Here is a 24,692-nt window from a genome sequence, read left to right as displayed (position 1 = left end):
TTTAATCCTTTGAATAATTTTGAAAAAACACCTATAAAAGTAAAATCAGAATAGAAAACGTTCTATTCTGATTTTAAGTATTTCGGATTCTGCTTTTTTTGTATCAGATATTTAAATACACTGATAAACAATAAATTAATATTGCATCTTTCTTAATTTAGGATTGGTGCTTCCTACAAGTAAAGCAACGAGAACAGTCATGCACCCTCCAAATACTACAGAGCGTACAACACCCAGTAATTTAGCCATAACACCACTTTCAAACTGTCCCATTTCATTGCTGGACATAATGAAGATTGAATTTACACTGAGAACACGTCCTCTTATATGATCAGGAGTCTTTAGTTGTACAATGGTACCACGGATGACCACAGAAATTCCATCAAGCATTCCACTCATCACAAGGAACATGAAAGACAGCCAGTACAATTTGGATAAACCAAATCCAATAATACAAAGCCCGAATCCGGTAACAACAGCAAGAAGTATTTTTCCCTGATTCTTTCTAAGAGGAACAATGGATAAAATAGTAATGATACACATTGATCCAATATCAGATGCTGCGTTCAGCAATCCGAAACCTTCAGCCCCTGAATTTAAAATATCAGTAGCAAATACCGGGATCATAGCCACTGCACCCCCAAAAAGTACGGCAAACATATCAAGACACAAGGCTCCTAAAATCTCTTTGGTTTTAAAAATATAAGCAATCCCTTCACGCATGCTTTCCACAACATTTACTGTTTCTTTCTTATATTCTGAATGTTGTTTATGAAGCTGCCAGAAAAATAATGAAGCCACAAATATTAATGCTAAAATAGCGACTAAAGTCCACTTTACACCAATAAATCCAATAAGAATACCACCTACCGCATGTCCGCAGACAGAAGATATCAGGAAAGTAGCCTGGTTCAGCGTGACTGCATTCGGAAGATTTTCTTTCTTTACAATTTTCGGAATCATGGAAGGAACAATAGGACCTATGAACGCTCTTGCTATTCCGGTAAAAAAGATAACTCCATAAATATAATAGGTAATCTGATGACCGGTGAAGTGCATCTCCACATCAAAAAAGGCAGGAATCAACAGCAGTCCGATCAGGAAAATGTAAGCATAATTACAGATGAGAAGCAGTCTCTTTTTCTCGTTCATATCAATAACATGTCCGGCATACAGCGCGCAGCTTACAGCAGGAATTACCTCCGATAGCCCAATAAGGCCTATTGAAAATGGATCTTTTGTTAATTGATACACCCACCATCCTAATAAAGTGGCCAGCATTCTGAAAGCTAAAACAATAAAAAATCTCCCGGTGAGAAGATTTCTGAACTCAACATTTTGTAATGTTTGTAACGGGGTAAAGGAAATCATGAACAAAAATAGCCCTAAAAATTTATTTAGGACTATCCATATGACAATTTTTGAAAGATATATTAAATATATCTCAAAAGATAAAATCTATTTTAGTCAGCTCTTGAAGAACTGATTACGATTGCAGCAACACCTGCAGCCCCGATAATAGTAGCGCCGGCAGCAATTCTTGCCATTCTTCTGTCTTTTACAGCCGCTACATTTGATTTTGGAATAACTACTTCCGTACTGTCTTTCTTACCTGCTGTACCTACAAGATTATCACCAACAACGTTTCTGAATAATATGGTCTGTTTCGGAGAACCATCTCTCATAGTTACTTTGTAGATCTTTCCGGCTTCAAGATTAGAGTAGTTGTTTTTTGAAATATCTTCGCTGTATTTTGTAGTAGCACAAGATGTAATAACAAATAAAGATGTTAGTAAAGACGATTTCAACAGTACAGATGCTTTCATTATTTTCTTTTAGTTTTTCAAATTTATAATTTTTTTCTAATATACGTTTTTGGAATTGAAAAAATATGATTATTTTTTGTAAATTTCTAAGATATCTGCAATGTTTCGGTCATTAGCTAATCTCGGAGTCTTATTTTGACCTCCCAATTTCCCCTGAGATTTGGCATATTCATGAAAAGCATTCTTTTGAAGTCTGGTGATATGAAGCTTCTGTAAAATGTTCCCGGAAATAAGATCATCATAATAGGTGTTTCTTGCTCTCAATTGTAAATCCAGCTCATCTCTGAATGCGTCTAAATGCTCCGGCTCCTTTTCAAATTCGATCAGCCACTCGTGATACGGAAGTCCTTCACCTGGGTTTACCTGCGGGGCAAGATGGAATTCTGTGATCTGTGCCGGATGTTTTTCAAGAGTAGCTTTCATGGCTTCTTCCACCTCAAAAGCAATCACATGTTCCCCGAATGCCGAAGTGAAATGTTTAGTCCTCCCGCTTACCAGAACCCTGTAAGGATCTTTGCTGATAAATCTTACAACATCTCCGATAGAATAAGCCCAAAGTCCGGAATTGGTGGTAAGAATCAGGGCATAATCTTTATGAAGTTCAATCTCTTTTAACGTTAACCTTCTGGCTTCAGGCTTGCCATATTCTTCCAACGGAATAAATTCATAGAAAATTCCATGATTGGTCAATAGCAGAAGACCTTCTTTTGTATAATCATCCTGAAAAGCAAAAAAGCCTTCAGAAGCAGGAAACGTCTGGATAATATCTACTTTTCCTCCCAGCAGATCTTCCATTTTATCACGGTATGGTTCGTAATTGACACCTCCAGTCACAATAAGCTGAAGATTCGGGAAAAGCTGTTTGATTTTTTTGCCGTGTTTTTCTGTTAACTTCTCAAAATACATGATCAGCCATGGCGGAATTCCTGAGATCAGGGTCATGTTTTCACGTTCCGTTTCTTCAACGATTTTATCTACCTTGGCTTCCCAGTCTTCCATAATATTGGTTTCCCAGCTTGGAAGGCGGTTTTTCTGCAGATAATTCGGGATGTGATGTGCTACAATACCGGATAATCTTCCCGTTTTTATTCCAAAAACTTCTTCCAGTTCAGGACTTCCCTGCAGAAAGATCATTTTTCCGTTCACAAAGTCAGCATTATTCTTTTTACTGATATAATGGAATAATGCACTTTGGGCACCGGCCACCTGAAGCGGCATTCCTTCTTTAGAAATAGGAATATATTTAGATCCCGAAGTTGTTCCCGAAGTTTTGGCAAAATATTCAGGAGTTTCTGTCCATAGAATATTGGCCTGTCCTTTTTTTACCCGTTCTATATAAGGTTTAAGATCTTCATAATCTGCTACGGGAACTCTGTCCTGAAAATCTTTCACAGAACGGATGTTTTCAAAATCATGTTCCCGGCCAAAAAGTGTTTTTTGAGCCGTATTGACTAGAGAAAGTAATAAATCCTCCTGGTTTTTCTCCGCATTTTTTTTGAATTCCTCCGCTTTTTGAACATGTTTCTTTGCCCAGATCAGCGCTGCATTTTTCTTGAAGAAGTTTAACATGGGTCAAATTTATAAATAAGTAGAGAATATGGAATCATTTTTTACAAAGCTTCACATAAAAAAAACCGATGGAACAAGTTCCACCGGCTTTTCGAAATTTGATTATGAAAATAACAACTATATGTTAATGTTATGCTTATTTGTTCACCTTATACCTTTTATCAGGAGTGCCATCTTTTTTCAGGTGCTTGTTTTCTTTATATCTCTTATCGGGAGTACCGTCTTTTTTCATTTTGGCAGCTGGTTGTGCAGGCTTCGCAGCTTTTGCATCCATTGCTGGTTTTGCAGCTTTTACTTCTGCGGGTTTTGCGGCTTTCACTGTAGTTTTTACAGGTGGATGAGCCTGAGTGCTTGTAGCGGGAGCAGTCTGCTGAGCAGTTGCAAGTCCTAACCCAAGGATCAATGACATTGCAGATAATAATTTTTTCATAAGAATTACTGTTTGTTTTTGTTGAATAAAGATATACAAAAAGCAGGCTAGAAAATTGGGATTTTCAAACTTAACTAAAGTTTATTACTGCTTAAAAAAAAATTAAAACACCTCATTTACAATAAAAAAGCCTGTCTTCAGATGAAAACAGGCTTGCAATAATATATAAATAGACAGGAGGCTAGCGTGTACAGTTGGCTGTCCACGTTTTACCGTCCTTTGCGTATAGGATTTTCAACGTATTGTTGTCAATTCTGATATAAGAGGTTGCTGTAGAACCAATCATAACAAGAGTATGATCTCCTTCCTGGTTAAACTCTATTCCGTTAAGATCCGGAATGCTGTTTGAGAAAGCGAAGTTATACTTGGTGCCACTTGCAATCTTTGTTACAAAAACGCTTCCATTGTCTGTGCTGATATTGGTAGAGCTGCCATCCTTATAAGAAACACTGCCTTTGTATGTTCCTGCAAAAAACTCATTGTTTACCGGATCGTCATCCTTACTGCACGACGAAAAAGATAATGCTGTAAATACTACCAGCATCATAACTCCTAAGATTTTAATTGCTTTTTTCATAATACTTAATGTTTGGTTAGGCTTAAAATCCCAAACACTATGCCATGAGGGAATAATTGTGGTTTTTTAACGGGTTCTTAAAGGAATTTGTAAAAAATTAAGATTTTTTATGCTAAGTCATTCATTTTAAATCCGAAAGTCAGTGGTTTTTCAATGGAAGAAAAAAATATCCGTACCTTTGTATATCATAAAACGGTTTCGGAAAACTCCCGAAATCGCTTTTGTCGTTTATACCATACTATTTATGCAGTTAAAACCCATCAACGAAAAGTTTCTTCCAGATCTGATGCAGAAAGAGTTCGGGAAAGAAATTTTCACCCAGTTAGAAAACAGCCAGCATATTGCCGTAAAGGGAAGTGCAGGATCTTCGGTTTCTATTTTTGTGGCCGAGCTTTTTTTAGTTCAAAAGAAAAATATTCTTTATCTGGTAGATGATAAAGAGGATGCATTGTATGCCAATACCGAGATGGAAGATCTTTTGGGTAAAGATAAAGTGTTGTATTTTCCAGCCACTCATCTTGAGCCTTATCAGGTAGAAAAAACACAAAATGCCAATCTGGTTTTAAGAACTGAAGTTTTAAATAAAATCAATTCCGGGAGATCTCCGAAAGTTATTGTAGCCTATGCCGGAGCTTTGTCTGAAAAGGTATTGAAAAAAGAAGATTTTAAAGCCATCTCTCATCATATAAAGGTAGGAGACCAGCTGGACTTTGATTTTGTAGATGAGCTGCTCACTCATTATCATTTTCAGCAGGCTGATTTTGTTTCAGAACCGGGAGAATTTTCTGTAAGAGGGGGAATTGTAGATGTGTTTTCTTACTCATACGAAAAGCCCTATAGAATTACATTCTTTGGTAATGAAGTGGAAAGTATTAAAACTTTTGATATCGAAACCCAGCTTTCTGTAGATAAAGTAAAGGATTTTCAATTGGTTTCCAATATGAACTTTTCTGTTACAGGAAGCAGAGTGTCATTGCTGCAGTTATTACCAAATGAAAGTTTTGTAGTTTCTAAAAATGGGATGATAGGAATGCAGAAGATCAGAACTTTCTATGAAAAATCTCTGGAAAAATATGATGCTTTAAGTAAGGATATTGCCCACAGAACTCCTCAGGAGCTTTTTATTTCTGATCAGGAGTTTTTATTCGATTATAAAAAATTCAAAACAGTTGATTTTGGAGGGACAGTTATTGAAGGATTGAAGGAAATTACTGAGATTAAAATGGAACAGCTTCCGCAGCCGTCTTTCCATAAAAACTTTGAACTGCTGATTGAAGACATCGAAGAAAAACAGAATAGTGGATTTGATACCTGGATTTCCTTTTCAACAGAAAAGCAAAAAGAAAGACTGGAGTCTATTTTTGAAGAACTTGAACATGAGCTTCCTTTTAAAAGTTTTAAGTCTGAATTGCATGAAGGATTTGTAGACAATGGACACAAGCTTCTTGTTTATACAGATCACCAAATCTTTGACCGCTACCAGAGATATAAAGCCAAAAATACTTTTGCAAAATCGGAACAGCTTACTCTGAAGGACCTGATGTCTTTAAAAATAGGAGATTATATTGCTCATATTGATCATGGAATCGGTAAATTTATGGGGCTGGTAAAAGTAAATAATGATGGTAAAATTCAGGAATGCTTTAAACTGACTTATAAAAACGGAGACTTATTATATGTAAGTATTCATTCCCTGCATAAGATTTCAAAATACAACGGGCCGGACGGAAGAGAGGTTGTTTTGAGCAAACTTGGTTCTCCGACCTGGAAATCCTTGAAACAGAAAACAAAAGCTAAGGTAAAACAAATTGCTTTTGACCTTATTCAATTATATGCCCAGCGAAAAACAGCAAAGGGTTTTGCTTATACACCAGATTCTTATCTTCAGAATGAACTGGAGGCCAGCTTTATCTATGAGGATACTCCGGATCAGGAAAAAGCAACTGTAGATGTAAAGAAAGACATGGAAGCTGATACGGTGATGGACAGACTTGTATGTGGCGATGTAGGTTTCGGTAAAACGGAAGTTGCAATTCGTGCAGCATTTAAGGCCGCAACAGACGGTAAACAGGTTGCCATATTGGTTCCTACCACCATACTTGCCTTTCAGCACTATAGAAGTTTTAAAGAAAGACTTAAAGATTTTCCTGTAAATGTAGACTATGTCAACCGTTTCAGAACGGCGAAACAAAAATCAGAAACCTTAGATGCTTTAAAGAATGGAAAAGTTGATATTATCATTGGGACACACCAGTTGGTAAGCAGTTCTGTGAAGTTTAAAGATCTGGGCTTACTGATTATTGATGAAGAGCATAAGTTTGGAGTTTCAGTAAAGGATAAGTTGAAAACACTTAAAAATAATGTTGATACGCTTACCCTTACAGCTACGCCTATTCCAAGGACTTTACAGTTTTCATTAATGGCAGCAAGGGATTTATCCGTCATCAAAACACCACCGCCAAACAGACAGCCGGTAGATACACAATTGATCGGATTCAATGAAGAGATTCTTCGTGATGCCGTTTCTTATGAACTTCAGAGGGATGGGCAGGTTTATTTCATTAATAACAGGATTGAAAACCTGAAAGATATTGCCGGGCTTATTCAGAGACTGGTTCCGGATGCAAGAGTGATCACAGGACATGGACAGATGGAAGGAAAGCAGCTTGAGAAGAATGTTTTGGATTTTATGGAAGGAAAATATGATGTTCTTGTTTCCACGACCATTGTAGAAAGCGGAGTAGATGTCCCGAATGCCAATACTATTTTCATCAACGATGCCCAGCGTTTTGGAATGGCAGATCTGCATCAGATGAGAGGAAGGGTAGGACGTAGTAACAGAAAGGCATTTTGCTATCTGATCACACCTCCTTATGATATGATGACTTCCGATGCCAGAAAACGTCTGGAAGCCATTGAGCAGTTTTCCGATTTGGGAAGTGGTTTCCAGATTGCAATGAAAGACCTTGAGATCCGTGGTGCCGGTGACCTTTTGGGTGCTGAACAAAGTGGATTCATCAACGAAATGGGCTTTGAGACCTATCAGAAACTAATGCAAGAAGCGCTGGAAGAACTGAAAGATGATGCTGATTTTGAAAGTCTGTTTGAAAACGAGGAAGACAGACAAAAGCTTTTCAAATCTGTGAAAGATGTCAATATAGATACTGACCTGGAATTGATGCTGCCTGATTTCTATATTTCCAATACTGAAGAAAGATTGATGCTGTACCAGAAAATTGCAGAAATAAACAATGAAGCAGATCTTCACCAGTTTGAGCTTGAGCTGATTGACCGTTTTGGAGCGTTGCCGAAAGAAGCTGTTAATCTATTAAAAAGCGTTTCTCTGAAATGGCTTGCTGCTGATATAGGTTTTGAAAAGATTGTTATGAAAAATGGAGTGTTCTTAGGATACTTCCCGGGGAATCCTCAGGATAAATTCTACCAGACGGATAGATTCAGACATATTATTAATTATCTTACCCGAAATCCTGCGGAAGCCCAGCTTAAGGAAAAGTCGGGAAAAGAAGGTAATCAGTTGATGATGAGGAAGGAGCGTGTGAAAAATGTAGATGAGGTTAATATGTTGCTAAAAGCGATTATTGAACATAATTAAATTATAAGTTTTGTTTTTTGTAGACAAATTTGTAAAAAATGTGAAAAGCGTATAAAAATCTTAATTTTTATACGCTTTTTTGTGATTGTTATCATGTTTTTGCCGGGCAATATTCCTCGATAGGGGAATTAAGGCCTTTTTAAGGGGGTTAAAATCACTTTTTAATGATTAAAAATATCCTGTAAATCCACGTACAGTAAGGGTTTGAGACATTGATGTATTTTTTTTAAACGTAAAAAGTGGAGTTATGTAGTAATAATTCTACTTTTGTGTGTGATTAATTCTATGGTGTAATATGTTTATTTCTATAGGTTTATGGATATATAACTGGAATTTTTAGGACTTCATTGTGTACCTTTGCAGTCCTTATTATGAAAAAAATTATATATTGCTGCGCGGCTGGACTTATTTCATTCTGCGCTAACGCACAGGTGGGAATAGGTACTGCAAAACCTAAATCTGTTCTTGATGTGAATGGAAAAACCACCTTAAGAAAAGAGCTTAGAGTAGGCGGAACTTCAACTCAGGCTGGAGATGCCGGGTTAAACGGCCAGGTTTTGGTTTCTCAGGGTGAGGGTTTGCCTCCCGTGTGGAAGTCTTTGAACATTTCCTTTATGGAAGAGGGACAGTATAAGTTGATCAACTCTTATCTGTCGTCAGACCAAGCAGGTATTATATCACTTACTGATGGTACTGCTGGTGATGGTATTTACAAAAACAGTGTTGGAGATAATATTACTGATGCTACTAAAGGAATCTGGAAAAAGATTGATGGGCTAAATAATACCTTTACCATCAAAAATGGTAAAAACAGACTTACTTATCAGTTCCAGACAGGGATTGAGATAAAAGCACCTACTTCTACGACGATAGAAAGTGTAAGATTTGCCTGCGGTGTTTTCAGAAACGGAACCTTGGTAGCTGTACGTCCGGATAGAATTGCTTCCAATAATAACAGTGGGAAAAATGGCCTTCAGGACTATATTTTCACCCTTAATTATACCGAACAGAACGTTCCTGTTGGCGCTCATACAATCGAGATTGCATGCAGAAAGATTGATACTTCAAATTCTAACTCACAATTTGCCATCGGACGTAATGTACAGGCTTCCAATGGAGCTTCCAGTGCGTTTACTTTGGAATCTACAATGAAAATGGACGTTATTGAATACGTGAGCTATAAAACCAACTAATGATGAAAAAACTATTATCAACGCTGTCTTTGACCTTAGGACTTTTGGTGTCAGCTCAGGTAGGAATAAAAACAGATACTCCAAAAGCAAACCTGGATGTAAACGGAGATGTAAATTTCAGAAATAAAATTGCGGTTCTTAACACTACCGATAATTCAATTTCTCAGGGAAATAATGACCAGTTGCTGGTTTCTCAGGGAGAAGGCTTTGCCCCGATCTGGAAATCACTTCGTATTCCTGAATATGAACCCAATAAATTTTATCTGATCTACAACAACTCTTTTTCAGATAAAGTAGGGGTTTCATTTACCTCTTCGGATGATTCTTCGGTGGGTCTTGCTTCAAGAGGGGGAACTTTTACCAAAGGAAAAGATATCGGCAGTCTTACTAATTTTAAAAAAATAAATAACCTTTCACAGGTGATCAGTGTATTCAGTACCCAGAGCAAAGCTTACTTCCAGTTTGAAACGGTTGTACAGGCGGATTTTGGAGGAGCGGGTTCTACAGATACTTCAATAGATTATGCCTGCGGGATTTTTGTAGACAACAAACTGGTGAATCTGAGACAAAGAAACTTAAAAGCGATCACTACTTCATATCCTTTCCTTACCCATACTCAGATTGGTATTGTGGATAATCTTGCGAAAGGAAATCATACCGTAGATGTTGCTTGTACAAGATTGGGTTCTTATGGAGCGGCCAGCAATACCCTTACGATAGGAACTAATGTATATACTAATATTAACGGTTTTATTTCACAGTCATCTCTTAAAGTAGATGTATATGAAGTTCCAGAAGTGTTTAACACCATTATAAACTAAAAGCGGATTATGAAAAAAATATTATTTGTAACATCACTTCTGTTAACTGTTGTTGTTGCTGCTCAAGTGGGTATTAATACTCCTAATCCGACTAATATGCTGGATGTAAACGGAGATCTGAATGTTGGAAAAGAATTAAGAACAGCGGGTACAGATGTATTGAGAGGATCTGCCGGAACAACAGGTGATATCTTTCACAATAATGCAGACCTGGCTACAAATGACTGGAAGTCGATAAAAATTGCAGATGGACAAGGAAGTATGTCTGTTTTTTCAATCAATACGGTTGCTGATAAAACAGGAGTCTCTTTTGTTGCGCCAAACGGAGCGACTACTCCTTATAGCGATGGAGATGCTTTAGCGGGAAACTGGACAGTACTTCCGGGGGCAGTGGATACATTCTCTGTAACCAATATGGTGAATAAAGCTACATTTTCCTTTCAGACTACTGTTCAAAAAACAGGAACAAGCTCAGCGAGTTTTGCCTGCGGTATTTTTATAGATGATAAACTTAGAGCGGTAAGAACAGATGTTTTATTAGGAGATAGTGGTGCATACAAGATTTTTAACCTTAATGCTACTCTTGCGAATCTTACTCCCAAAAACCAATATAGTGTGAAAGTGGCTTGTATCAAAAGAGCAATCTCAGGAACAACTCTGGGAATAGGAAGAGCTGTTGATACCACTTACCTTAATAGTGATATGTCACAATCTGTTTTGACAACATCTATATTGCAGCCTTATTAATTTTTATGATAATACAATAATTTGAAATCTAAAAACGTTATGTTTTTAGATTTTTTTTGTTTATTAACTCTATTTTTTGTGAATTTGTCCATATAAATTGAAGTGTATTATCGAAAATTGAATTATATTTGGGCAAGCTAAAAAAATTCTATATGGTAAAAAACTATTTTTTAAAAATGTTTGCCGGTATTGCTTTTCTTGGGCTGCTGACAGCATGTAATACTACCTCAGATCCCACGGAATCTATCCCGAATCCGGATGATGGTCCGCCACCTAAAAAGGTTTTAGCAAAGGTTAGTGCGAATAATATTTCTCAGGAAGAATATGTTACAGCAGCAGTAACGGGAGATTTACAGACTGCGGTTTCTAAAGATGAATCTGCTTCCGGTGCTTTTTATACAGGTACAATAACGTATACGAACAAGAATATTACAAAAATTAAATATGTAAGTTCAGCAGCATCCAGTCTCGTTTATGAATTTAATATTGTTCCTGATCCTACAGGGAAAAAGATTTATAACGCCACTTCTACTACAACGGGTGCTACGCCTTCAGTGTCTGTTATAAGTGACTATACTTTTACTTATAATGCAACGACCAATAAACTTACTAAGATTCTTGAGAAGAGAAAAGAAGGCGGTATCAGTGCTTATAACAAATTTATAGACTATAGCTTTGTGTATAGCGGAGAAAATGTTATTCAGGTAGTTTGTTCCAAAGGAATATTAGATATCAATGGAAACCCGAATATGGGTACTGCAGTAGTAAGCAAGTACAGCTTTCAGAACTATGATGCTCAAAAAAGCCCTTACTCTACACTTTCAACAGTTTATTTCATCACACGAAGTCTGATAAACCCGGCTCAATTCTATAAAATCTCTCCGAATAACCCTACTTCAATGTTTATAGAATTACCTTCGCCAGCTACTCCGGTGAATACAGCTCAGAGTTATTCTTATGATAATCAAGGGTATGTAGTTGTGGAGAAAAACCAGAATGTTGCTTTTACCTATAAAAATTTATAGGAGAGAGATAATCATTAATCTTACCAGAATATAAAATAATCATATAATTTTTAGGTAAAAAAAATTATATTTGTCAAAAAAATAATCAATTACAAGGAAATGAAGCAAATTTTCTATTTTATTTTACTAATCGCAGGATTCTCCTCAATACATTCCTGCAAGGACATGCTGGATGAGGATGGAAATCCATTGCTGGATCTTAACAATACAGGAGGATTAAGCGGTCCCAGAGCATTATACAGAGAAATTACAGATAAAGATACTATCGCCGAATATCAGTACAGCGGGCTTCTTGTGACCAAAGTACTTACAGACAGTGCTTCAGTTACTAATATTATGTACAGTGGAGATAAAATCAGCCAGATTAATTTCAACGGCTTTTTGGATCTTGACGGAAACGGAAAACTTGATAAGGACAGTGTATCCTACACTCAATTATTCACTTACGCCAATAACAGTAAGCTGCAGACTATTTCTGAAAACCGTTCTATCTTCAGAAGACCTCCACCTGTAATACCGGGAGATCCTCCAGGGCCACAGACATTACTGAAAAAAGAGAAGAGCCTTTACAATATCAAATATAGCACAGCTACAGGGAAATTGGACTCTATCATTATGAAGAATGGTCCGGATGTAGCAGGAGTGCCGCTTGCTTTCACAGATTACTCTAAAACGGCTTATACATATGTAGGAGATAACGTATCTAAAGTGACAAGAAACTATGGTACAATGACAGGGGGTGCGTTCGGTGCTGTTACAGGAAAGTATAGCTATGAATATTATGCATATGATGATCAGGTAAGCCCGTTCACATTATTGCCACATGTATATAAGATTTCAAGACTATTATCTACAGTAATCAATGATAAAGAAAGTCTTATTTTATCTCCAAACAACCCTAAGAGATGGTCGGTGACAGATCTTTCGCCACCAATTCCAACTCCGATTGTAAAGAGTACCAATTACGTTTATGATCCTCAGACTTACATGACAAAAGGATATGGCGTTAATTATATCTACAAACCACAATAGAAGACTTTTTTAACAATATTAAAACTCAATCTTTCATAAGATTGAGTTTTTTATTTTTTATCCCTTAATTTTGCAAAAAATTTCTGATGAAATATTTAATCGTTGGGCTTGGTAACAAAGGCTCAGAATATGAAAATACACGACATAATATAGGGTTTAAAGTAGCGGAAAAAATAGCTGAAACTCTTGAAGTATCATTCAATACTTCCAACTTTGGCTGGCTGGCAGAAGGAAAACATAAAGGCAGAAAAGTTTTTATCCTTAAGCCTGATACCTACATGAATCTTTCCGGAAATGCAGTGAAATACTGGATGCAGAAAGAAAATATCGCTTTGGAGAATGTGTTGATTGTGACAGATGATCTTGCTCTTCCTTTCGGAACATTAAGATTGAAAGGGAAAGGTTCTGATGCAGGCCACAACGGCCTCAAAAATATTAATGAAGTATTACAGACCCAGAATTATGCAAGGCTTCGTTTCGGGATCTCTGCTGATTTCTCTGCCGGACGACAGGTAGATTATGTATTAGGAACCTGGAATGAAGAAGAAGCAGTAAAGCTTACCGAGAGAATTGAAACCTTTTCAAAAGCGAGCCTTTCTTTCGTTTTTGCTGGATTGAATAATACGATGTCTGCTTTTAACGGGAAATAATACAAAGACAGCAAGTAAGAGATTATAGAAAAGGGTAATAAGGATGAGATATTTTATTGACCTTGCTACTGTACAATTGCATGCCAAAAATAAATGCCACCGGATTCCGATGGCATTTTCTGTAAATTATAATTGAAATTTAATGAGTTTTATCTTTTATAACCAAGTTACTGCACCTGTTTCAACATCATAATTGGCACCAACAATTTTAATTTTACCTTCTGCTTCAAGGTTTTTAAGGGTTGAGCTTTGTTTACGGATGTCTTCAATAGCGCTTTTTACGTTTTGGTGGTTTAGTCTCTCCAGAAGAGAACTGTTTTTGGATGAACGCTCTTCATTTTCTTCAATAATATCATTGATGATAGGGTTGAAATGATTGATCAGGTGGTTAAGGTTATCCATTCCCAATCCTTCAATCTGTGCAGCGTCCAGACCTCCTTTCAAAGCACCGCATTTCGTATGACCTAAAACTACGATAAGCTTAGAACCTGCAACGTTACAGCCAAATTCCATAGATCCAAGAATGTCCTGATTAACAAAATTACCGGCAATTCTGATACTGAAAACGTCTCCTAATCCCTGATCAAAGATAAGCTCCGCAGAAGTACGGCTGTCTATACAGCTCAAAACTACAGCAAAAGGCCATTGTCCTTCACGGGTAGCATTCACTTGCTCAAGAAGATCTCTGTTTGCCTTAAGGTTGTTTACAAATCTTTGGTTTCCTTCTTTTAAGAATTCTAATGCTTTCTCTGGAGTGATAGTAGATTGGGTTTCGTATGTATGTGCTTTCATATTTTTATTGTTTTCAAATTTAAAGTTAAAAAAATTAATTAATTATTGGGATTACATGGCTCTTTTGTGAGTAACCAGAATATGGGAATCCTCACTTCTTTCGTAATCTCTGTATGAAGTTTTAAAGCCTAGAAGTTCTACATTGATGTCCTGTTCCTTTGCGCGGATATTGGCAAAATCCTGAATCATTTCCAGTACATCTGTTGCGATGTATGAAGTGCTTCTGGCATCAATGATAACCGTTGAGCTTGGTTTTATATTTTTAAGTGTTTTTTTGATCGCTGCCTTATTTAAAAATGAAACTTCTTCAGCTAGCTTTATGTTAATTCCATCTGCATCATCCAGCCTTTCTCTGCTCAAATAATAAGCTCTTTTCATATTCCCCTGAAGGATATAGAAAATAGAAATAGTAAGACCAATTCCGACTCCCTTTAATAAGTCTGTTGCTACAACAGCTACCACCGTTGCTACAAACGGAATAAACTGGAATTTTCCTAAATGCCAGAAATGTTTGAATGTAGCCGGCTTTGCCAATTTATATCCCACTAAAATTAATACCGCAGCCAAAGTAGCTAATGGAATTAAATTTAAAATAACAGGAATAGAAAGTACACAGATTAATAAGAATATCCCGTGAATAATAGCTGAGATTTTAGAAGTTGCTCCAGCATTAGCGTTGGCGGAACTTCTTACTACAACAGACGTCATTGGAAGACCACCGATAAATGAGCTGATAAGATTCCCGATTCCCTGAGCCTTAAGCTCAAGATTAGTATCTGTAATTCTTCTCTGTCTGTCTAATCGGTCTGATGCTTCAATACAAAGTAACGTTTCAATAGAGGCTACAATAGCAATTGTTGCACCTACGATCCATACTTTAGGATTTGTGAAACCATTAAAATCCGGAGTGGTAATCAGGTTCTTGAAATCATCAAAAGATTGCGGAACAGGTAAAGAAACCAAATGCTGGGTTTCGATAGCCAGAGAACTTCCGGACATCTTAAAGAGTTGATTTAAAAGAATACTTACAATTACCGCAACCAAAGCTCCCGGAAGCATTTTCAGCCTTTTCAGAACGTGGATTTTATCCCATGCGATAAGAATTGCTACTGAAACTAAAGTAATAACAATGACTCCAGGATGTATAGCGCCAAATAATTCTGTAAAATATCCGAAGTTTAAGCCATTATCAAAAATAGATTCATGACCTTCATAATCTTTATCAAACCCTAAAGCATGCGGAATCTGTTTTAAAATAATAATGATTCCTATGGCTGCAAGCATTCCTTCAATTACGTTGTTGGGAAAGTAATTGGAAATACTTCCGGCTCTTACAAACCCTAAAACCAATTGAATAAGTCCTGCAATAATCCCTGCACAAAGGAAAAGCTCAAATGCGCCAAGATCTGTTATAGCTGTTAAAACAATTGCCGTTAAACCCGCTGCAGGCCCGGAAACTGAGATATTAGAATTACTGATTGTTCCTACTACCAGACCACCTACGATACCGGCAATAATACCGGATAATGGGGGAGCGCCTGATGCTAAAGCAATTCCTAAACACAACGGAAGTGCTACTAAAAATACCACGAGTCCTGAAGGAAAATTCTCCTTGATTCCTCCTATTAATGATGTCTTTTTCATAATGTGAAGCTGTAAAGTATAATCGGCTTATTTGTTTGTAAATAAGTCAATTATAAAAAGTTGAGAAAAAATAATTTTTAAAGTACGTGTGTATCCGATATCAAAAAATGATATGGAAATAGTATCAAAAAAATCTAACTATAGGAGTTACGCTTCCGGAGGGGGAGAAAATATAGTAAGTAAAGGTGAAAGATGAAAAGAATCATCTATCAGTACAAAAGAAACGCCCTGAAAATCAGGTTCGGAAAACTTCAGATAGTCGAAAACGTCCAAAGGTTTCGGAATAGTCTTTTCGTAAACAATGAATGAAGACGGATGAGAATGTGGTTCTTCTTCGTTGATTATTATATTCGTTCTTGCAATATCCCAGCCCGCTACCGCAGCAATGCCTGGCAGCGCTGTAAAATTCAGAAAAAACGTTAATACAATAATACTCCAGAATTTCATTTTACATTCTTTTTAGAAAAACTACTTAGTTTTTCTGCTCATTACCCAATCTGAACCTGTAAGGTTGTAGATCTTTTGGATGTCTTTTAAGGTTTTCTCAAAATCAATCTCCAGATCAATGATCTTACCTGTTCTAAGGTCAAATACCCAGCCGTGTACAATAGGTTGTTCTTCTAAAATATACCTTTCCTGTACGCAGGCCATTTTGATTACGTTGATGCACTGCTCCTGAACATTAAGTTCTACAAGTCTGTCATAACGCTTGTCTTCGTCTTCAATAGAATCCAGCTCTACCTGATGCAATCTGTAAACATCACGGATGTTTCTCAGCCAAGGATTCAATAATCCCAGATCCTGAGGAGTCATCGCTGCTTTTACACCACCACAATTGTAATGTCCGCATACAATAATGTGTTTCACTTTCAGGTGTTCTACAGCATATTGAATAACCGCTGTGGAACTCATATCTAAAGTATTGACAACATTGGCAATGTTTCTGTGAACAAATACTTCGCCCGGCTTTGCTCCCATCAATTCTTCTGCAGTAGCTCTGCTGTCTGAACATCCGATGTAAAGGAATTCAGGATGCTGAGTTTTTGCAAGTTCCTTAAAGAAATTCGGGTCTTCAGCAACTTTGGATTCTACCCATCTTTTGTTGTTTTCGAAAATAACCTCGTACGATTGTGACATAATTTTAAATTTTTAAAAGTTTATAATTATTTATTTCGTTTAAATTATTTCCAAAATCAATAGACTAAATCAATAATTGTACAAAAATATACTTTTTGTTAAAAATTCAATCACTTTTAACAAAGTTTAATATTAAAATATGCTTAAAATCATATCTAATATTCCAATATACTTTGCTTTACAGCCATTAGGCTCTATATGGTAATCCAAACGTTTAAAAACCACGATAAAATTACGAAGTATAAATTAAAAATTGAGATTTGTGAATTAAAATATTCTTAATTTATTTGTATGATCATGTGTTGCTTCAGGAGAGTTCATTAAAAAGCTGTGATATATGTCAAAAAATGAATAATTTAACACCTTGATTAATCTATCCTTTGATGTCTGATCTCGATCTGCAATCTTTATCACCACTATTTTACTGGGCAGGAATTTTTATTGCCTTTTTTTCATCTTTTCTAATATTGGGAAAATCAAAGAAAGTGACCGCAGATTATGTGCTGGCAATATGGTTTATGATCATAGGGATACATCTTATTTTCTTTGTTTTGTTTCGTGCGGAAGGTTATTTGCGTTTTCCTGCTCTCATTGGGTTTGAAATTCCCTTTCCTTTCATGCATGGACCGATGCTGTATTTGTACGTTTTGTGTATTACTAATCAACATTTAAACAAAAAGGTCTGGCTGCTGCACTGGATTCCGGTTCTGATGATCTATATCTCTTTGTTCCAGTTTTTGCTGCTTCCTCCTCAGGAGAGAGTAGAGGTGTATGAGAATAAAGGAAAAGGATATGAAACATTGAGCCAGGTGATCAAAATTCTTATGATTTTCTCGGGAATTCTGTATGTAGGATTAAGCCTTCTTGCAGTAAGAAAATATAAGAAAGAAATTTCCAGTCAATATTCAAATACTGAGAAAATCAATCTGAATTGGGTGTATTATCTGATTGTCGGGATAGCACTGATTTGGATTGCCGTTATGATCAGGAATAATATTCTTATTTTTTCCATGGTTGTTTTGTTTATCATGGTTGCTGCTTATTTTGGAATTAGCAAAGTGGGTATTTTGGAGTATTCAGCGGTAAAAACAGAGGACACTCCGGAAAATATTACAGTTGAGAATAGTTCTGAAGCTCCAAAATATGAGAAAACCTTCGCCGGAGAAGAAGCTATACAGAATATTTATAATAAACTGACAATTCAGATGGAGAAGGAAAAATTGTATACAGATCCAGAATTGAATCTTAATTATGTTGCTAAGCTTTTGGATGTTCATCCGAATCTACTTTCCCAAACCATCAATTTTGTTGAGAACAGAAACTTTTACGATTATATCAACCGTCAGCGGATTGAAGAATTTAAGAGAATAGCCTTATTACCTGAGAGTGGAAAGCTTACGATTCTTTCATTGGCATTTGAGAGTGGATTTAATTCAAAAACCTCATTTAACCGGAATTTTAAGAAATACATGAACTGCTCACCAAGAGAGTTTCTAAAAAGCCAGAGTATTGCTATGGAATAACTTTCTTGTTGATTTTTTTAATGTAAGTTATTTTCTTTTAGTAGTTTATAAATTTGTTCCACCTTTCATTTTGGAACAGATGAAGCGTTTGAAATCCTCATTTTTACAAAAAATTTGAATCAGACCTCTATGAAAAAATTATTATTTGTAATCATGTGTGTATTAGCATTGCTTATTGGTGCTTATCCTCTTCTTTATGCTTTTGTGGAGCAGAAACATACCTTTTTAGGTTCCAAATCTCCTGAGGTACTTCATAATATCATTTGGAAAACAGCATTCTTTGCCCATATTATTTTTGGAGGCATTGCGCTTTTTATTGGCTGGCGTCAGTTTGGTGCCTCATTCAGAAATAAATATATCAAAATCCATAGAAAGCTTGGAAGTGTTTACGTAATTGCAGTAATCATAAGTTCTGTTTCAGCTATTTATATGGGCTTTTATGCCAATGGCGGAATTATTTCTGCAATAGGATTTATCAGTTTAGGATGTATCTGGCTAATGACAACTCTTATGGCAATCGGGCAGATAAGAAAAAGAAATATTGTGATGCATCAGCAATTCATGATTTACAGTTACGCATGTACTTTTGCAGCGGTAACCCTGAGATTGTGGTATCCTTTGCTAGCTAATATTACCGGTGATCCAGAGAGTTCTTATATTGCCGTTGCCTGGTTGTGCTGGGTTCCTAATCTGTTGATTGCATATTTTATCAATAAAAGAATAGCTGTGATATAGTTTTTCAGCCATCAGAGATCATATTCTATTCCGGTAGCTCTTTATACTCCAAACTTTTCATCTCTAAATTTAAATATTTATTTCCTTCATTTTTATAATGCTGGGGAGCTTCAAGACCCATGTATTTCATAATAAGAGGGTAGATGTAAGTAGTTTGGGTCTGCTTGGTTTCATGTCCTGTAATTCTATACACTGGAGGAACCTTATCACCATACCATACAAAAAACGGAACCTGGGTAGATTCTTTAGAGTCTATGTGAAGTAATTTGTCACCCTGTATTTTAAGTCCATGATCTGAAGCATAAATTACCACAGAATTGGTGTTTTTCAACGTACGGAAAATATTATTGAAGACATAATCTGTATATTTTATAGAGCTGTCATAGCAGTTTAAGTTTTCCGAATTCCAGTTGGGAGGAAGTCTGTTACATGGATTTGGATGGCTTCCCATGATGTGAAGAACCACAAATTTATCCTCTTTTTTCTGAATGGCCTTCTCCAATTCCGGGACAATTACCTCATCGTAGCCGTTTACCCATTTTTTATTTTTAGACATCGAAGCGATGGCTGTTATTCCTCTTGCGCTCGCCTGTGTGCTAAGCCAGAAAGAATTGTATCCGGCTTGGTTGGCCAAATTGATGATATTGTAGGATAGCTTGTCATAACGGTACCTGAATTCATCGGGATGAATGCTGGACAACATTAAAGGAACGCTCAGGTTGGTAATTCCTGCAGGAGAAACGGCGTTGTCAAAAATCATCATGTTTCCCGCCTGCTGATCCGTATAAGGAGTTGTTTTTTGGTGATAGCCATACAGGGACATATTTTGTTTTCTTTCAGACTCACCGATGATCAGAATTACATTTTCTATTCCGGGCTGCATTTTTTTGATGTTGAAAACAGGAACATTCTTTTTTATTTCGTTGATATCTCTCTGGATATTCAATGCGGTATTGAAATCTGATAAATGGTAATATACATTCTTTATCATTTTTCCTCCACCTTTATTGCTTACATATTTGTGTTTAAGATGATATCCAAACGGAAGAATAAGCCACAGTAATGCAATGATGATAAATTTAGCATCAAAACGGACAATATTTTTTTTAAGATAGTCCACAGAGTATAATAACATTCCCAGGAAAATAAAAAACAGAATACCCGGAAGGATAAACATGTAAGACATACTCATTGCCTCATCCGGATTAGATTCAAGAATACTGATGGCCATTCCTACATTAAATCCGGAATGATAGATAAGGAAGCACGATGCTGATATTAGAAAATTAATGCTTAATAATAAACACAGAATAACAGCAATGACAGAAGTGTATTTGTTTTTAAAAAGAAGCGCATTGAATACAAGGAAAGAGCAAAACATAATTCCATATTCAAAAATACTTCGGATGCTTTCCAGCTTCTCTGCCCCGAATAAATTATCAAAAATATAGGGGAAAGAAAGAAGAAAACCTGTGAGATAGATTAAAATAAGAAAAATCGGAATTATTTTTTTGAGCATGGTTGTATATATGTTTTCGGGGCTGTTAAGATTATTTTATATAATCTTTCTTAGAGTCTTCCGGATGAGGGTCTGCTGAATATCAGAATCATGTATTGCATGAAAAGAATTAATATCAGATAATAATTCTTAGGAGTTACAGATCAAAAAAGAAACTTTTGAAAGATAAATTGCTACAGTTGTACAGTGGAAAGTTCTTTCTGTACGTTTAGATTTTCAATGATTGTAGAAAACGTAACTATAGAGCTGATATTGCAGATAAAGAATGAGGGTATGTTTCTTTCATCAAAAATTATTTTTGTTAAATTAATAATAAGCCTGGGTTGTGTTTTTAATATTAGCGATTTTTTTCAGAACAAGTAACATTGAAGAATTGATAACAATCCGGATTATAAAACCGGAATATTGTATCGTTATTTCATAACTAAACAATGCCTTTTTTACAAATGTACTCGAAATTACCGATAAATGCAAGTAGAATTTTTACTATAAGTGCTAGAATTACTACACTTTACGGTTGATATAATCCATAGTAGCATTAGGGGTAGGGATGATTTTTGCCGGGTTTCCTATGACCACAGAATTGGATGGAACATCAAAGTTGACATAAGAATTAGGAACAATCAATACATTATTTCCAATGGTGATTGACCCTACAATAACGGCATTGGTACCTATCCAGACTTCATCACCGATAATTGGAGAACCTTCATTTTTCCCACGGTTTTGCTGGCCGATGGTTACTCCCTGTGCGATATTACAGTTCTTTCCAATAATTGTTTTCGGATTGATGACAAGACTTCCCCAGTGTCCCAGATAAAAACCTTCTCCGATCTGTGTTTCAGGATAAATCTGAAATCCATACTTGATTTGATAATGTCTCAAAACAATTCTCCAGAAAGTATTCAGAAGAGGATTTTTCTGATACTTCTGTGCCTTTCTCAAAATGTAAACAAAATGAAGATTGGGATTAATACATTTTTTCCAGATTTCAAATGTTGAAAGCCATTTTCCGCTTTCCCGGTAAAAGTCTTTCTGAATGATAGAATAATCAGCCATTGTCAATGTTTTTATACTTCATCAATTATTTTCTGAAGATGTTCTACAGATTTTTCCAGTACAAACGGCAGTTCTGTTGCTGAGATCTGTTTTTTGTATTCTTCAGTTATATTTTTATCGGTAAGAAACTTTTTCATTCCTTCATAAATTCCCTCTTCGGAATTTGCGGTAATATTCCCCAGTTTTCCGTCCTGCAGAAGATCTCTGATGCCGGAAATATCCGTTGCAGAAATAGGTTTGTTGAGAATAAGTGCTTCCGCTATGATGGTAGGGAATCCTTCATGCCTTGAGGACATAATATAGAAATCCGCCTTTTTCATATACGGGTATGGATTACTGCTAAATCCGAGCATTTTTGCCGTATCCTGAAGCCCAAGTGTGTTGAGCTGATCCTGAGTTTTGTCAAAATCATAGCCGTCACCTATGATCAAAAGCTGATGCTTCAATCCTTCATCAATCAGTTTTTTATGAACATTCAGTAATCTGTCATACCCTTTCTGAGGATATACGGTTCCTACCGTTACAAAAGTAGGAAGATCACTGTTGAAAGGGTAATCATTGATCTCAATATCTGCCTTTCTTAGCGTATCATTCTTATCAATGGGATTAAAAATCTTGATCACAGAAGCTTTTTCCGCCTCATTTTTGGCCAAATTATGCATTCCTTCCTGCAGTTTGTTGGAGATCACAAGGATTTTGTCGAATTTGAAAAACTGTCTGATGACTTCCGGAGTGTATTCTTTCAAATTGAAAATATCATTCTGTACCCAGATGATCTTTTTGGAATCTTTTTGAGGGCTGGACAGTATTTCCTGATGCATTGCATGGATGGCAGCAATCTCTACATCATATTTTTTATTTTTTAAAACAAACTTATAAAGAAGAGAAGGGAACCAAAGAAACATTTTCTGATAAAGAACCCTGTAAGCTTTCACAGGAATATCCTGCGGCCTGTTGGTCGTTATCATTTCTCCTTTTGTTAAATAGTATAAAGTCACCCATGACGGAACCTCTTTAATGTATAATCCTGAATAGAGGTTGACCAGAAGATCTACTTCATATTTATCGGAAGGAAGGTTTTTTAAAAAGTTGATTAATACTTTTTCTGCACCGCCATGACGTAATGAACCTATACGAATGAGGAGTTTTTTCTTTTTCAATTTGTTTCTTTTATGATTTTACAAGATTAAAATTATTTAATTTTTCTTGCTTTTTTATACTTGTGAGGAAGATTTTCTTTGATATAAGCGTCCAGTTTTTTTCTGTCTTTCTCCAATTCACGGGGATATTCCGGATTGTTTTTAAGGACAATATCACCATAATCTTCAATAGTACACAGAAATTGCGCTGGGTTTCCGATAAAAACAGTATTGTCAGGCATAGATTGTGACAGCACAGAGTTAGCCCCCAGAATACAGTTGTTTCCAATCTGTACATCCTGCATGATTACAGCATTGAGACCAATTGTACAATTGTTTCCTATTTTTATTCTTCCAAGAATTCTGGCATCTTCATATCCGGGAAGTTTTCTCAGCAGCGTAGTGGTTCCGCCGTGATTCACAAATCTTACGTCTCCGGCAATATTTACATTGTCGCCAATTTCTATAAGGTAAGGTTCGGTTCCAAAATACACTTTATCAGGCATGTTGAAGTTTTTTCCTACCTTCATGCCCCTATGTTTAGCCGCTTCAAGACTGGCTCTATTCAAAAAAGAATGATAGAGAGAGTCTATTTTTAATAGGATTCTGAATATAAAAATCATCACAAGTGTAAATTTGTTTTCGTTACTTTTGCAAAGAAAGAGAATTTATTAATATGATAAAAATTTCAAAAATAGAATATTATCTGCCTAAGCAGGTGTTAACTAACGAGGATCTTGAAAAACTCTTCCCCGAATGGAGTTCCGAACGCATCAAGGAAAAAGTAGGTATTTCTCAACGTCATATTTCTTCAGACAGCGAAACAGTGCTGGATATGGCTGTACAATCTTCAGAAAAAATTTTCGAAAACTATGATCGGGACAAAGTAGATTTTATTTTGTTCTGCACCCAAAGTCCGGAGTATTTTCTACCTACAACGGCCTGTATTTTGCAGGACAGACTGGGGCTTAGAAAAAATATTGGAGCTATAGACTTTAATCTTGGCTGTTCAGGGTTTGTGTATGGGTTAGCTTTTGCAAAAGGATTGATTTCTGCAGGCATTGCAAAGAGTATTCTTTTGGTTACTTCAGAAACATATACCAAACATATCCATGCTGATGATAAAGGAAACCGAAGTATATTCGGGGATGCTTCAGCTTCAACAATTGTTGAAAAAGGAGAGGGTAATGACTACCAGTTCTGTCTGGGAACAGACGGGAGCGGTGCTGAAAACCTTATCGTGAAGAAAGGGGCTTTCAAAAAGGACTTTGAATTGAATCCCGAGCATGAATTCAGCCCTGAAAATATTTATATGAATGGTCCTGAGATTTTTAATTTTACCATTGAAAATATCCCGGGATTGGTAAAAGAAACCCTTGAAGTAAACGGAATGACGATGGATGATATTGATCATTTTGTTTTTCACCAGGCCAACTCTTTTATGTTGAATTATTTAAGAAAGAAAACAAAAATACCGGCAGAAAAGTTCTATATTGACATGGAAAATACAGGAAACACTGTTTCTGCAACCATTCCTATTGCCCTTAAAAACATGATGGATAAAGGAATGCTGAAGGAAGGAGACAAAGTTTTAATGGCGGGCTTTGGAGTAGGATATTCATGGGGAGCCACTATTATGGAAATTTAAGAGAACAAACATT

The 24,692-nt window shown here is 36.2% G+C and carries 23 protein-coding genes; 10 read left to right on the top strand and 13 right to left on the bottom strand.

Annotation, left to right across the window (positions count from 1 at the left end):
• Positions 1 to 135: 135 nt before the first annotated feature.
• The 5 genes from FW780_RS13175 to FW780_RS13155 form a co-directional block, all read right to left on the bottom strand.
• Positions 136 to 1,371: an MFS transporter gene (locus FW780_RS13175; RefSeq protein WP_149834014.1), complete on the bottom strand. Its 1,236-nt coding sequence runs from the start codon at positions 1,369 to 1,371 to the stop codon at positions 136 to 138.
• 92 nt (positions 1,372 to 1,463) lie between these two features.
• Entirely contained in the window at positions 1,464 to 1,826 is a 363-nt protein-coding gene (locus FW780_RS13170) for a hypothetical protein (RefSeq protein WP_149834013.1), read from the bottom strand.
• Positions 1,827 to 1,895: 69 nt separating this feature from the next.
• Positions 1,896 to 3,395, bottom strand: coding sequence for a GH3 auxin-responsive promoter family protein (locus FW780_RS13165; RefSeq protein WP_149834012.1), 1,500 nt, complete (start codon positions 3,393 to 3,395; stop codon positions 1,896 to 1,898).
• Between the two features lie 136 nt (positions 3,396 to 3,531).
• The gene (locus FW780_RS13160) at positions 3,532 to 3,825 is read right to left on the bottom strand and encodes a hypothetical protein (RefSeq protein ID WP_149834011.1); all 294 of its coding nucleotides are present in this window, start codon (positions 3,823 to 3,825) and stop codon (positions 3,532 to 3,534) included.
• 181 nt (positions 3,826 to 4,006) lie between these two features.
• Positions 4,007 to 4,402, bottom strand: coding sequence for a hypothetical protein (locus FW780_RS13155; protein WP_149834010.1), 396 nt, complete (start codon positions 4,400 to 4,402; stop codon positions 4,007 to 4,009).
• A 244-nt stretch (positions 4,403 to 4,646) separates the two neighbouring features.
• Between FW780_RS13155 and mfd the strand changes: the two genes are divergently transcribed.
• From mfd to pth, 7 genes are all read left to right on the top strand, one after another.
• Positions 4,647 to 8,015 (top strand): transcription-repair coupling factor, encoded by a 3,369-nt coding sequence (gene mfd / locus FW780_RS13150; protein ID WP_149834009.1) that lies wholly within the window; start codon positions 4,647 to 4,649, stop codon positions 8,013 to 8,015.
• Positions 8,016 to 8,386: 371 nt separating this feature from the next.
• On the top strand, positions 8,387 to 9,208 hold the full coding sequence (locus FW780_RS13145; RefSeq protein ID WP_149834008.1) for a hypothetical protein: 822 nt from the start codon (positions 8,387 to 8,389) through the stop codon (positions 9,206 to 9,208).
• Entirely contained in the window at positions 9,208 to 10,029 is an 822-nt protein-coding gene (locus tag FW780_RS13140) for a hypothetical protein (RefSeq protein ID WP_149834007.1), read from the top strand. The genes FW780_RS13145 and FW780_RS13140 overlap by 1 nt, the downstream gene beginning before the upstream one ends.
• Before the next feature lie 9 nt (positions 10,030 to 10,038).
• Entirely contained in the window at positions 10,039 to 10,776 is a 738-nt protein-coding gene (locus FW780_RS13135; protein ID WP_149834006.1) for a hypothetical protein, read from the top strand.
• Positions 10,777 to 10,928: 152 nt separating this feature from the next.
• Positions 10,929 to 11,801, top strand: coding sequence for a hypothetical protein (locus tag FW780_RS13130; RefSeq protein WP_149834005.1), 873 nt, complete (start codon positions 10,929 to 10,931; stop codon positions 11,799 to 11,801).
• A gap of 99 nt (positions 11,802 to 11,900) precedes the next feature.
• Positions 11,901 to 12,833, top strand: coding sequence for a hypothetical protein (locus FW780_RS13125; protein ID WP_149834004.1), 933 nt, complete (start codon positions 11,901 to 11,903; stop codon positions 12,831 to 12,833).
• Between the two features lie 86 nt (positions 12,834 to 12,919).
• The gene (gene pth / locus FW780_RS13120; RefSeq protein ID WP_149834003.1) at positions 12,920 to 13,483 is read left to right on the top strand and encodes an aminoacyl-tRNA hydrolase; all 564 of its coding nucleotides are present in this window, start codon (positions 12,920 to 12,922) and stop codon (positions 13,481 to 13,483) included.
• A gap of 156 nt (positions 13,484 to 13,639) precedes the next feature.
• Here the strand turns inward: pth and FW780_RS13115 are convergent, their stop codons facing one another.
• The 4 genes from FW780_RS13115 to FW780_RS13100 form a co-directional block, all read right to left on the bottom strand.
• Entirely contained in the window at positions 13,640 to 14,275 is a 636-nt protein-coding gene (locus FW780_RS13115; protein WP_105683229.1) for a carbonic anhydrase, read from the bottom strand.
• 51 nt (positions 14,276 to 14,326) lie between these two features.
• A complete protein-coding gene (locus FW780_RS13110; RefSeq protein WP_149834002.1) occupies positions 14,327 to 15,919 on the bottom strand; it encodes a SulP family inorganic anion transporter in 1,593 nt (530 codons plus the stop codon).
• Positions 15,920 to 16,066: 147 nt separating this feature from the next.
• On the bottom strand, positions 16,067 to 16,366 hold the full coding sequence (locus tag FW780_RS13105) for a hypothetical protein (RefSeq protein ID WP_047380370.1): 300 nt from the start codon (positions 16,364 to 16,366) through the stop codon (positions 16,067 to 16,069).
• Between the two features lie 21 nt (positions 16,367 to 16,387).
• Complete coding sequence (locus FW780_RS13100) at positions 16,388 to 17,056, bottom strand: carbonic anhydrase (protein ID WP_149834001.1); 669 nt, start codon at positions 17,054 to 17,056, stop codon at positions 16,388 to 16,390.
• A 383-nt stretch (positions 17,057 to 17,439) separates the two neighbouring features.
• On the opposite strand from FW780_RS13100, the gene FW780_RS13095 reads away from it, so the two are divergent.
• The gene (locus FW780_RS13095; RefSeq protein ID WP_149834000.1) at positions 17,440 to 18,579 is read left to right on the top strand and encodes a helix-turn-helix domain-containing protein; all 1,140 of its coding nucleotides are present in this window, start codon (positions 17,440 to 17,442) and stop codon (positions 18,577 to 18,579) included.
• Positions 18,580 to 18,708: 129 nt separating this feature from the next.
• Positions 18,709 to 19,314, top strand: a complete 606-nt coding sequence (locus tag FW780_RS13090) for a DUF2306 domain-containing protein (protein ID WP_149833999.1) — start codon at positions 18,709 to 18,711, stop codon at positions 19,312 to 19,314.
• Between the two features lie 25 nt (positions 19,315 to 19,339).
• Here the strand turns inward: FW780_RS13090 and FW780_RS13085 are convergent, their stop codons facing one another.
• The 4 genes from FW780_RS13085 to FW780_RS13070 form a co-directional block, all read right to left on the bottom strand.
• Positions 19,340 to 20,833, bottom strand: a complete 1,494-nt coding sequence (locus FW780_RS13085; RefSeq protein ID WP_149833998.1) for a phosphoethanolamine transferase — start codon at positions 20,831 to 20,833, stop codon at positions 19,340 to 19,342.
• Between the two features lie 504 nt (positions 20,834 to 21,337).
• Positions 21,338 to 21,892, bottom strand: coding sequence for a serine O-acetyltransferase (locus tag FW780_RS13080; protein ID WP_149833997.1), 555 nt, complete (start codon positions 21,890 to 21,892; stop codon positions 21,338 to 21,340).
• An 11-nt stretch (positions 21,893 to 21,903) separates the two neighbouring features.
• Positions 21,904 to 23,052 (bottom strand): glycosyltransferase, encoded by a 1,149-nt coding sequence (locus FW780_RS13075; RefSeq protein ID WP_149833996.1) that lies wholly within the window; start codon positions 23,050 to 23,052, stop codon positions 21,904 to 21,906.
• A 32-nt stretch (positions 23,053 to 23,084) separates the two neighbouring features.
• Positions 23,085 to 23,561, bottom strand: coding sequence for an acyltransferase (locus FW780_RS13070; protein WP_227941083.1), 477 nt, complete (start codon positions 23,559 to 23,561; stop codon positions 23,085 to 23,087).
• Between the two features lie 146 nt (positions 23,562 to 23,707).
• Between FW780_RS13070 and FW780_RS13065 the strand changes: the two genes are divergently transcribed.
• Complete coding sequence (locus tag FW780_RS13065) at positions 23,708 to 24,679, top strand: 3-oxoacyl-ACP synthase III family protein (protein WP_149833994.1); 972 nt, start codon at positions 23,708 to 23,710, stop codon at positions 24,677 to 24,679.
• Positions 24,680 to 24,692 lie beyond the last annotated feature (13 nt).

Source organism: Chryseobacterium sediminis, from assembly GCF_008386505.1.
Taxonomy (GTDB): Bacteria; Bacteroidota; Bacteroidia; order Flavobacteriales; family Weeksellaceae; genus Chryseobacterium; species Chryseobacterium sediminis.
Note: the sequence above shows the minus strand (reverse complement) of the source record. Positions and strands in the feature narration are given on the sequence as shown.

Coding starts and splice junctions, on each gene's coding strand:
- FW780_RS13175 (WP_149834014.1), bottom strand. CDS start 1,371: ATGATTTCCTTTACCCCGTTACAAACATTACAAAATGTTGAGTTCAGA.
- FW780_RS13170 (WP_149834013.1), bottom strand. CDS start 1,826: ATGAAAGCATCTGTACTGTTGAAATCGTCTTTACTAACATCTTTATTT.
- FW780_RS13165 (WP_149834012.1), bottom strand. CDS start 3,395: ATGTTAAACTTCTTCAAGAAAAATGCAGCGCTGATCTGGGCAAAGAAA.
- FW780_RS13160 (WP_149834011.1), bottom strand. CDS start 3,825: ATGAAAAAATTATTATCTGCAATGTCATTGATCCTTGGGTTAGGACTT.
- FW780_RS13155 (WP_149834010.1), bottom strand. CDS start 4,402: ATGAAAAAAGCAATTAAAATCTTAGGAGTTATGATGCTGGTAGTATTT.
- mfd (WP_149834009.1), top strand. CDS start 4,647: ATGCAGTTAAAACCCATCAACGAAAAGTTTCTTCCAGATCTGATGCAG.
- FW780_RS13145 (WP_149834008.1), top strand. CDS start 8,387: ATGAAAAAAATTATATATTGCTGCGCGGCTGGACTTATTTCATTCTGC.
- FW780_RS13140 (WP_149834007.1), top strand. CDS start 9,208: ATGATGAAAAAACTATTATCAACGCTGTCTTTGACCTTAGGACTTTTG.
- FW780_RS13135 (WP_149834006.1), top strand. CDS start 10,039: ATGAAAAAAATATTATTTGTAACATCACTTCTGTTAACTGTTGTTGTT.
- FW780_RS13130 (WP_149834005.1), top strand. CDS start 10,929: ATGGTAAAAAACTATTTTTTAAAAATGTTTGCCGGTATTGCTTTTCTT.
- FW780_RS13125 (WP_149834004.1), top strand. CDS start 11,901: ATGAAGCAAATTTTCTATTTTATTTTACTAATCGCAGGATTCTCCTCA.
- pth (WP_149834003.1), top strand. CDS start 12,920: ATGAAATATTTAATCGTTGGGCTTGGTAACAAAGGCTCAGAATATGAA.
- FW780_RS13115 (WP_105683229.1), bottom strand. CDS start 14,275: ATGAAAGCACATACATACGAAACCCAATCTACTATCACTCCAGAGAAA.
- FW780_RS13110 (WP_149834002.1), bottom strand. CDS start 15,919: ATGAAAAAGACATCATTAATAGGAGGAATCAAGGAGAATTTTCCTTCA.
- FW780_RS13105 (WP_047380370.1), bottom strand. CDS start 16,366: ATGAAATTCTGGAGTATTATTGTATTAACGTTTTTTCTGAATTTTACA.
- FW780_RS13100 (WP_149834001.1), bottom strand. CDS start 17,056: ATGTCACAATCGTACGAGGTTATTTTCGAAAACAACAAAAGATGGGTA.
- FW780_RS13095 (WP_149834000.1), top strand. CDS start 17,440: ATGTCTGATCTCGATCTGCAATCTTTATCACCACTATTTTACTGGGCA.
- FW780_RS13090 (WP_149833999.1), top strand. CDS start 18,709: ATGAAAAAATTATTATTTGTAATCATGTGTGTATTAGCATTGCTTATT.
- FW780_RS13085 (WP_149833998.1), bottom strand. CDS start 20,833: ATGCTCAAAAAAATAATTCCGATTTTTCTTATTTTAATCTATCTCACA.
- FW780_RS13080 (WP_149833997.1), bottom strand. CDS start 21,892: ATGGCTGATTATTCTATCATTCAGAAAGACTTTTACCGGGAAAGCGGA.
- FW780_RS13070 (WP_227941083.1), bottom strand. CDS start 23,561: ATGAAGGTAGGAAAAAACTTCAACATGCCTGATAAAGTGTATTTTGGA.
- FW780_RS13065 (WP_149833994.1), top strand. CDS start 23,708: ATGATAAAAATTTCAAAAATAGAATATTATCTGCCTAAGCAGGTGTTA.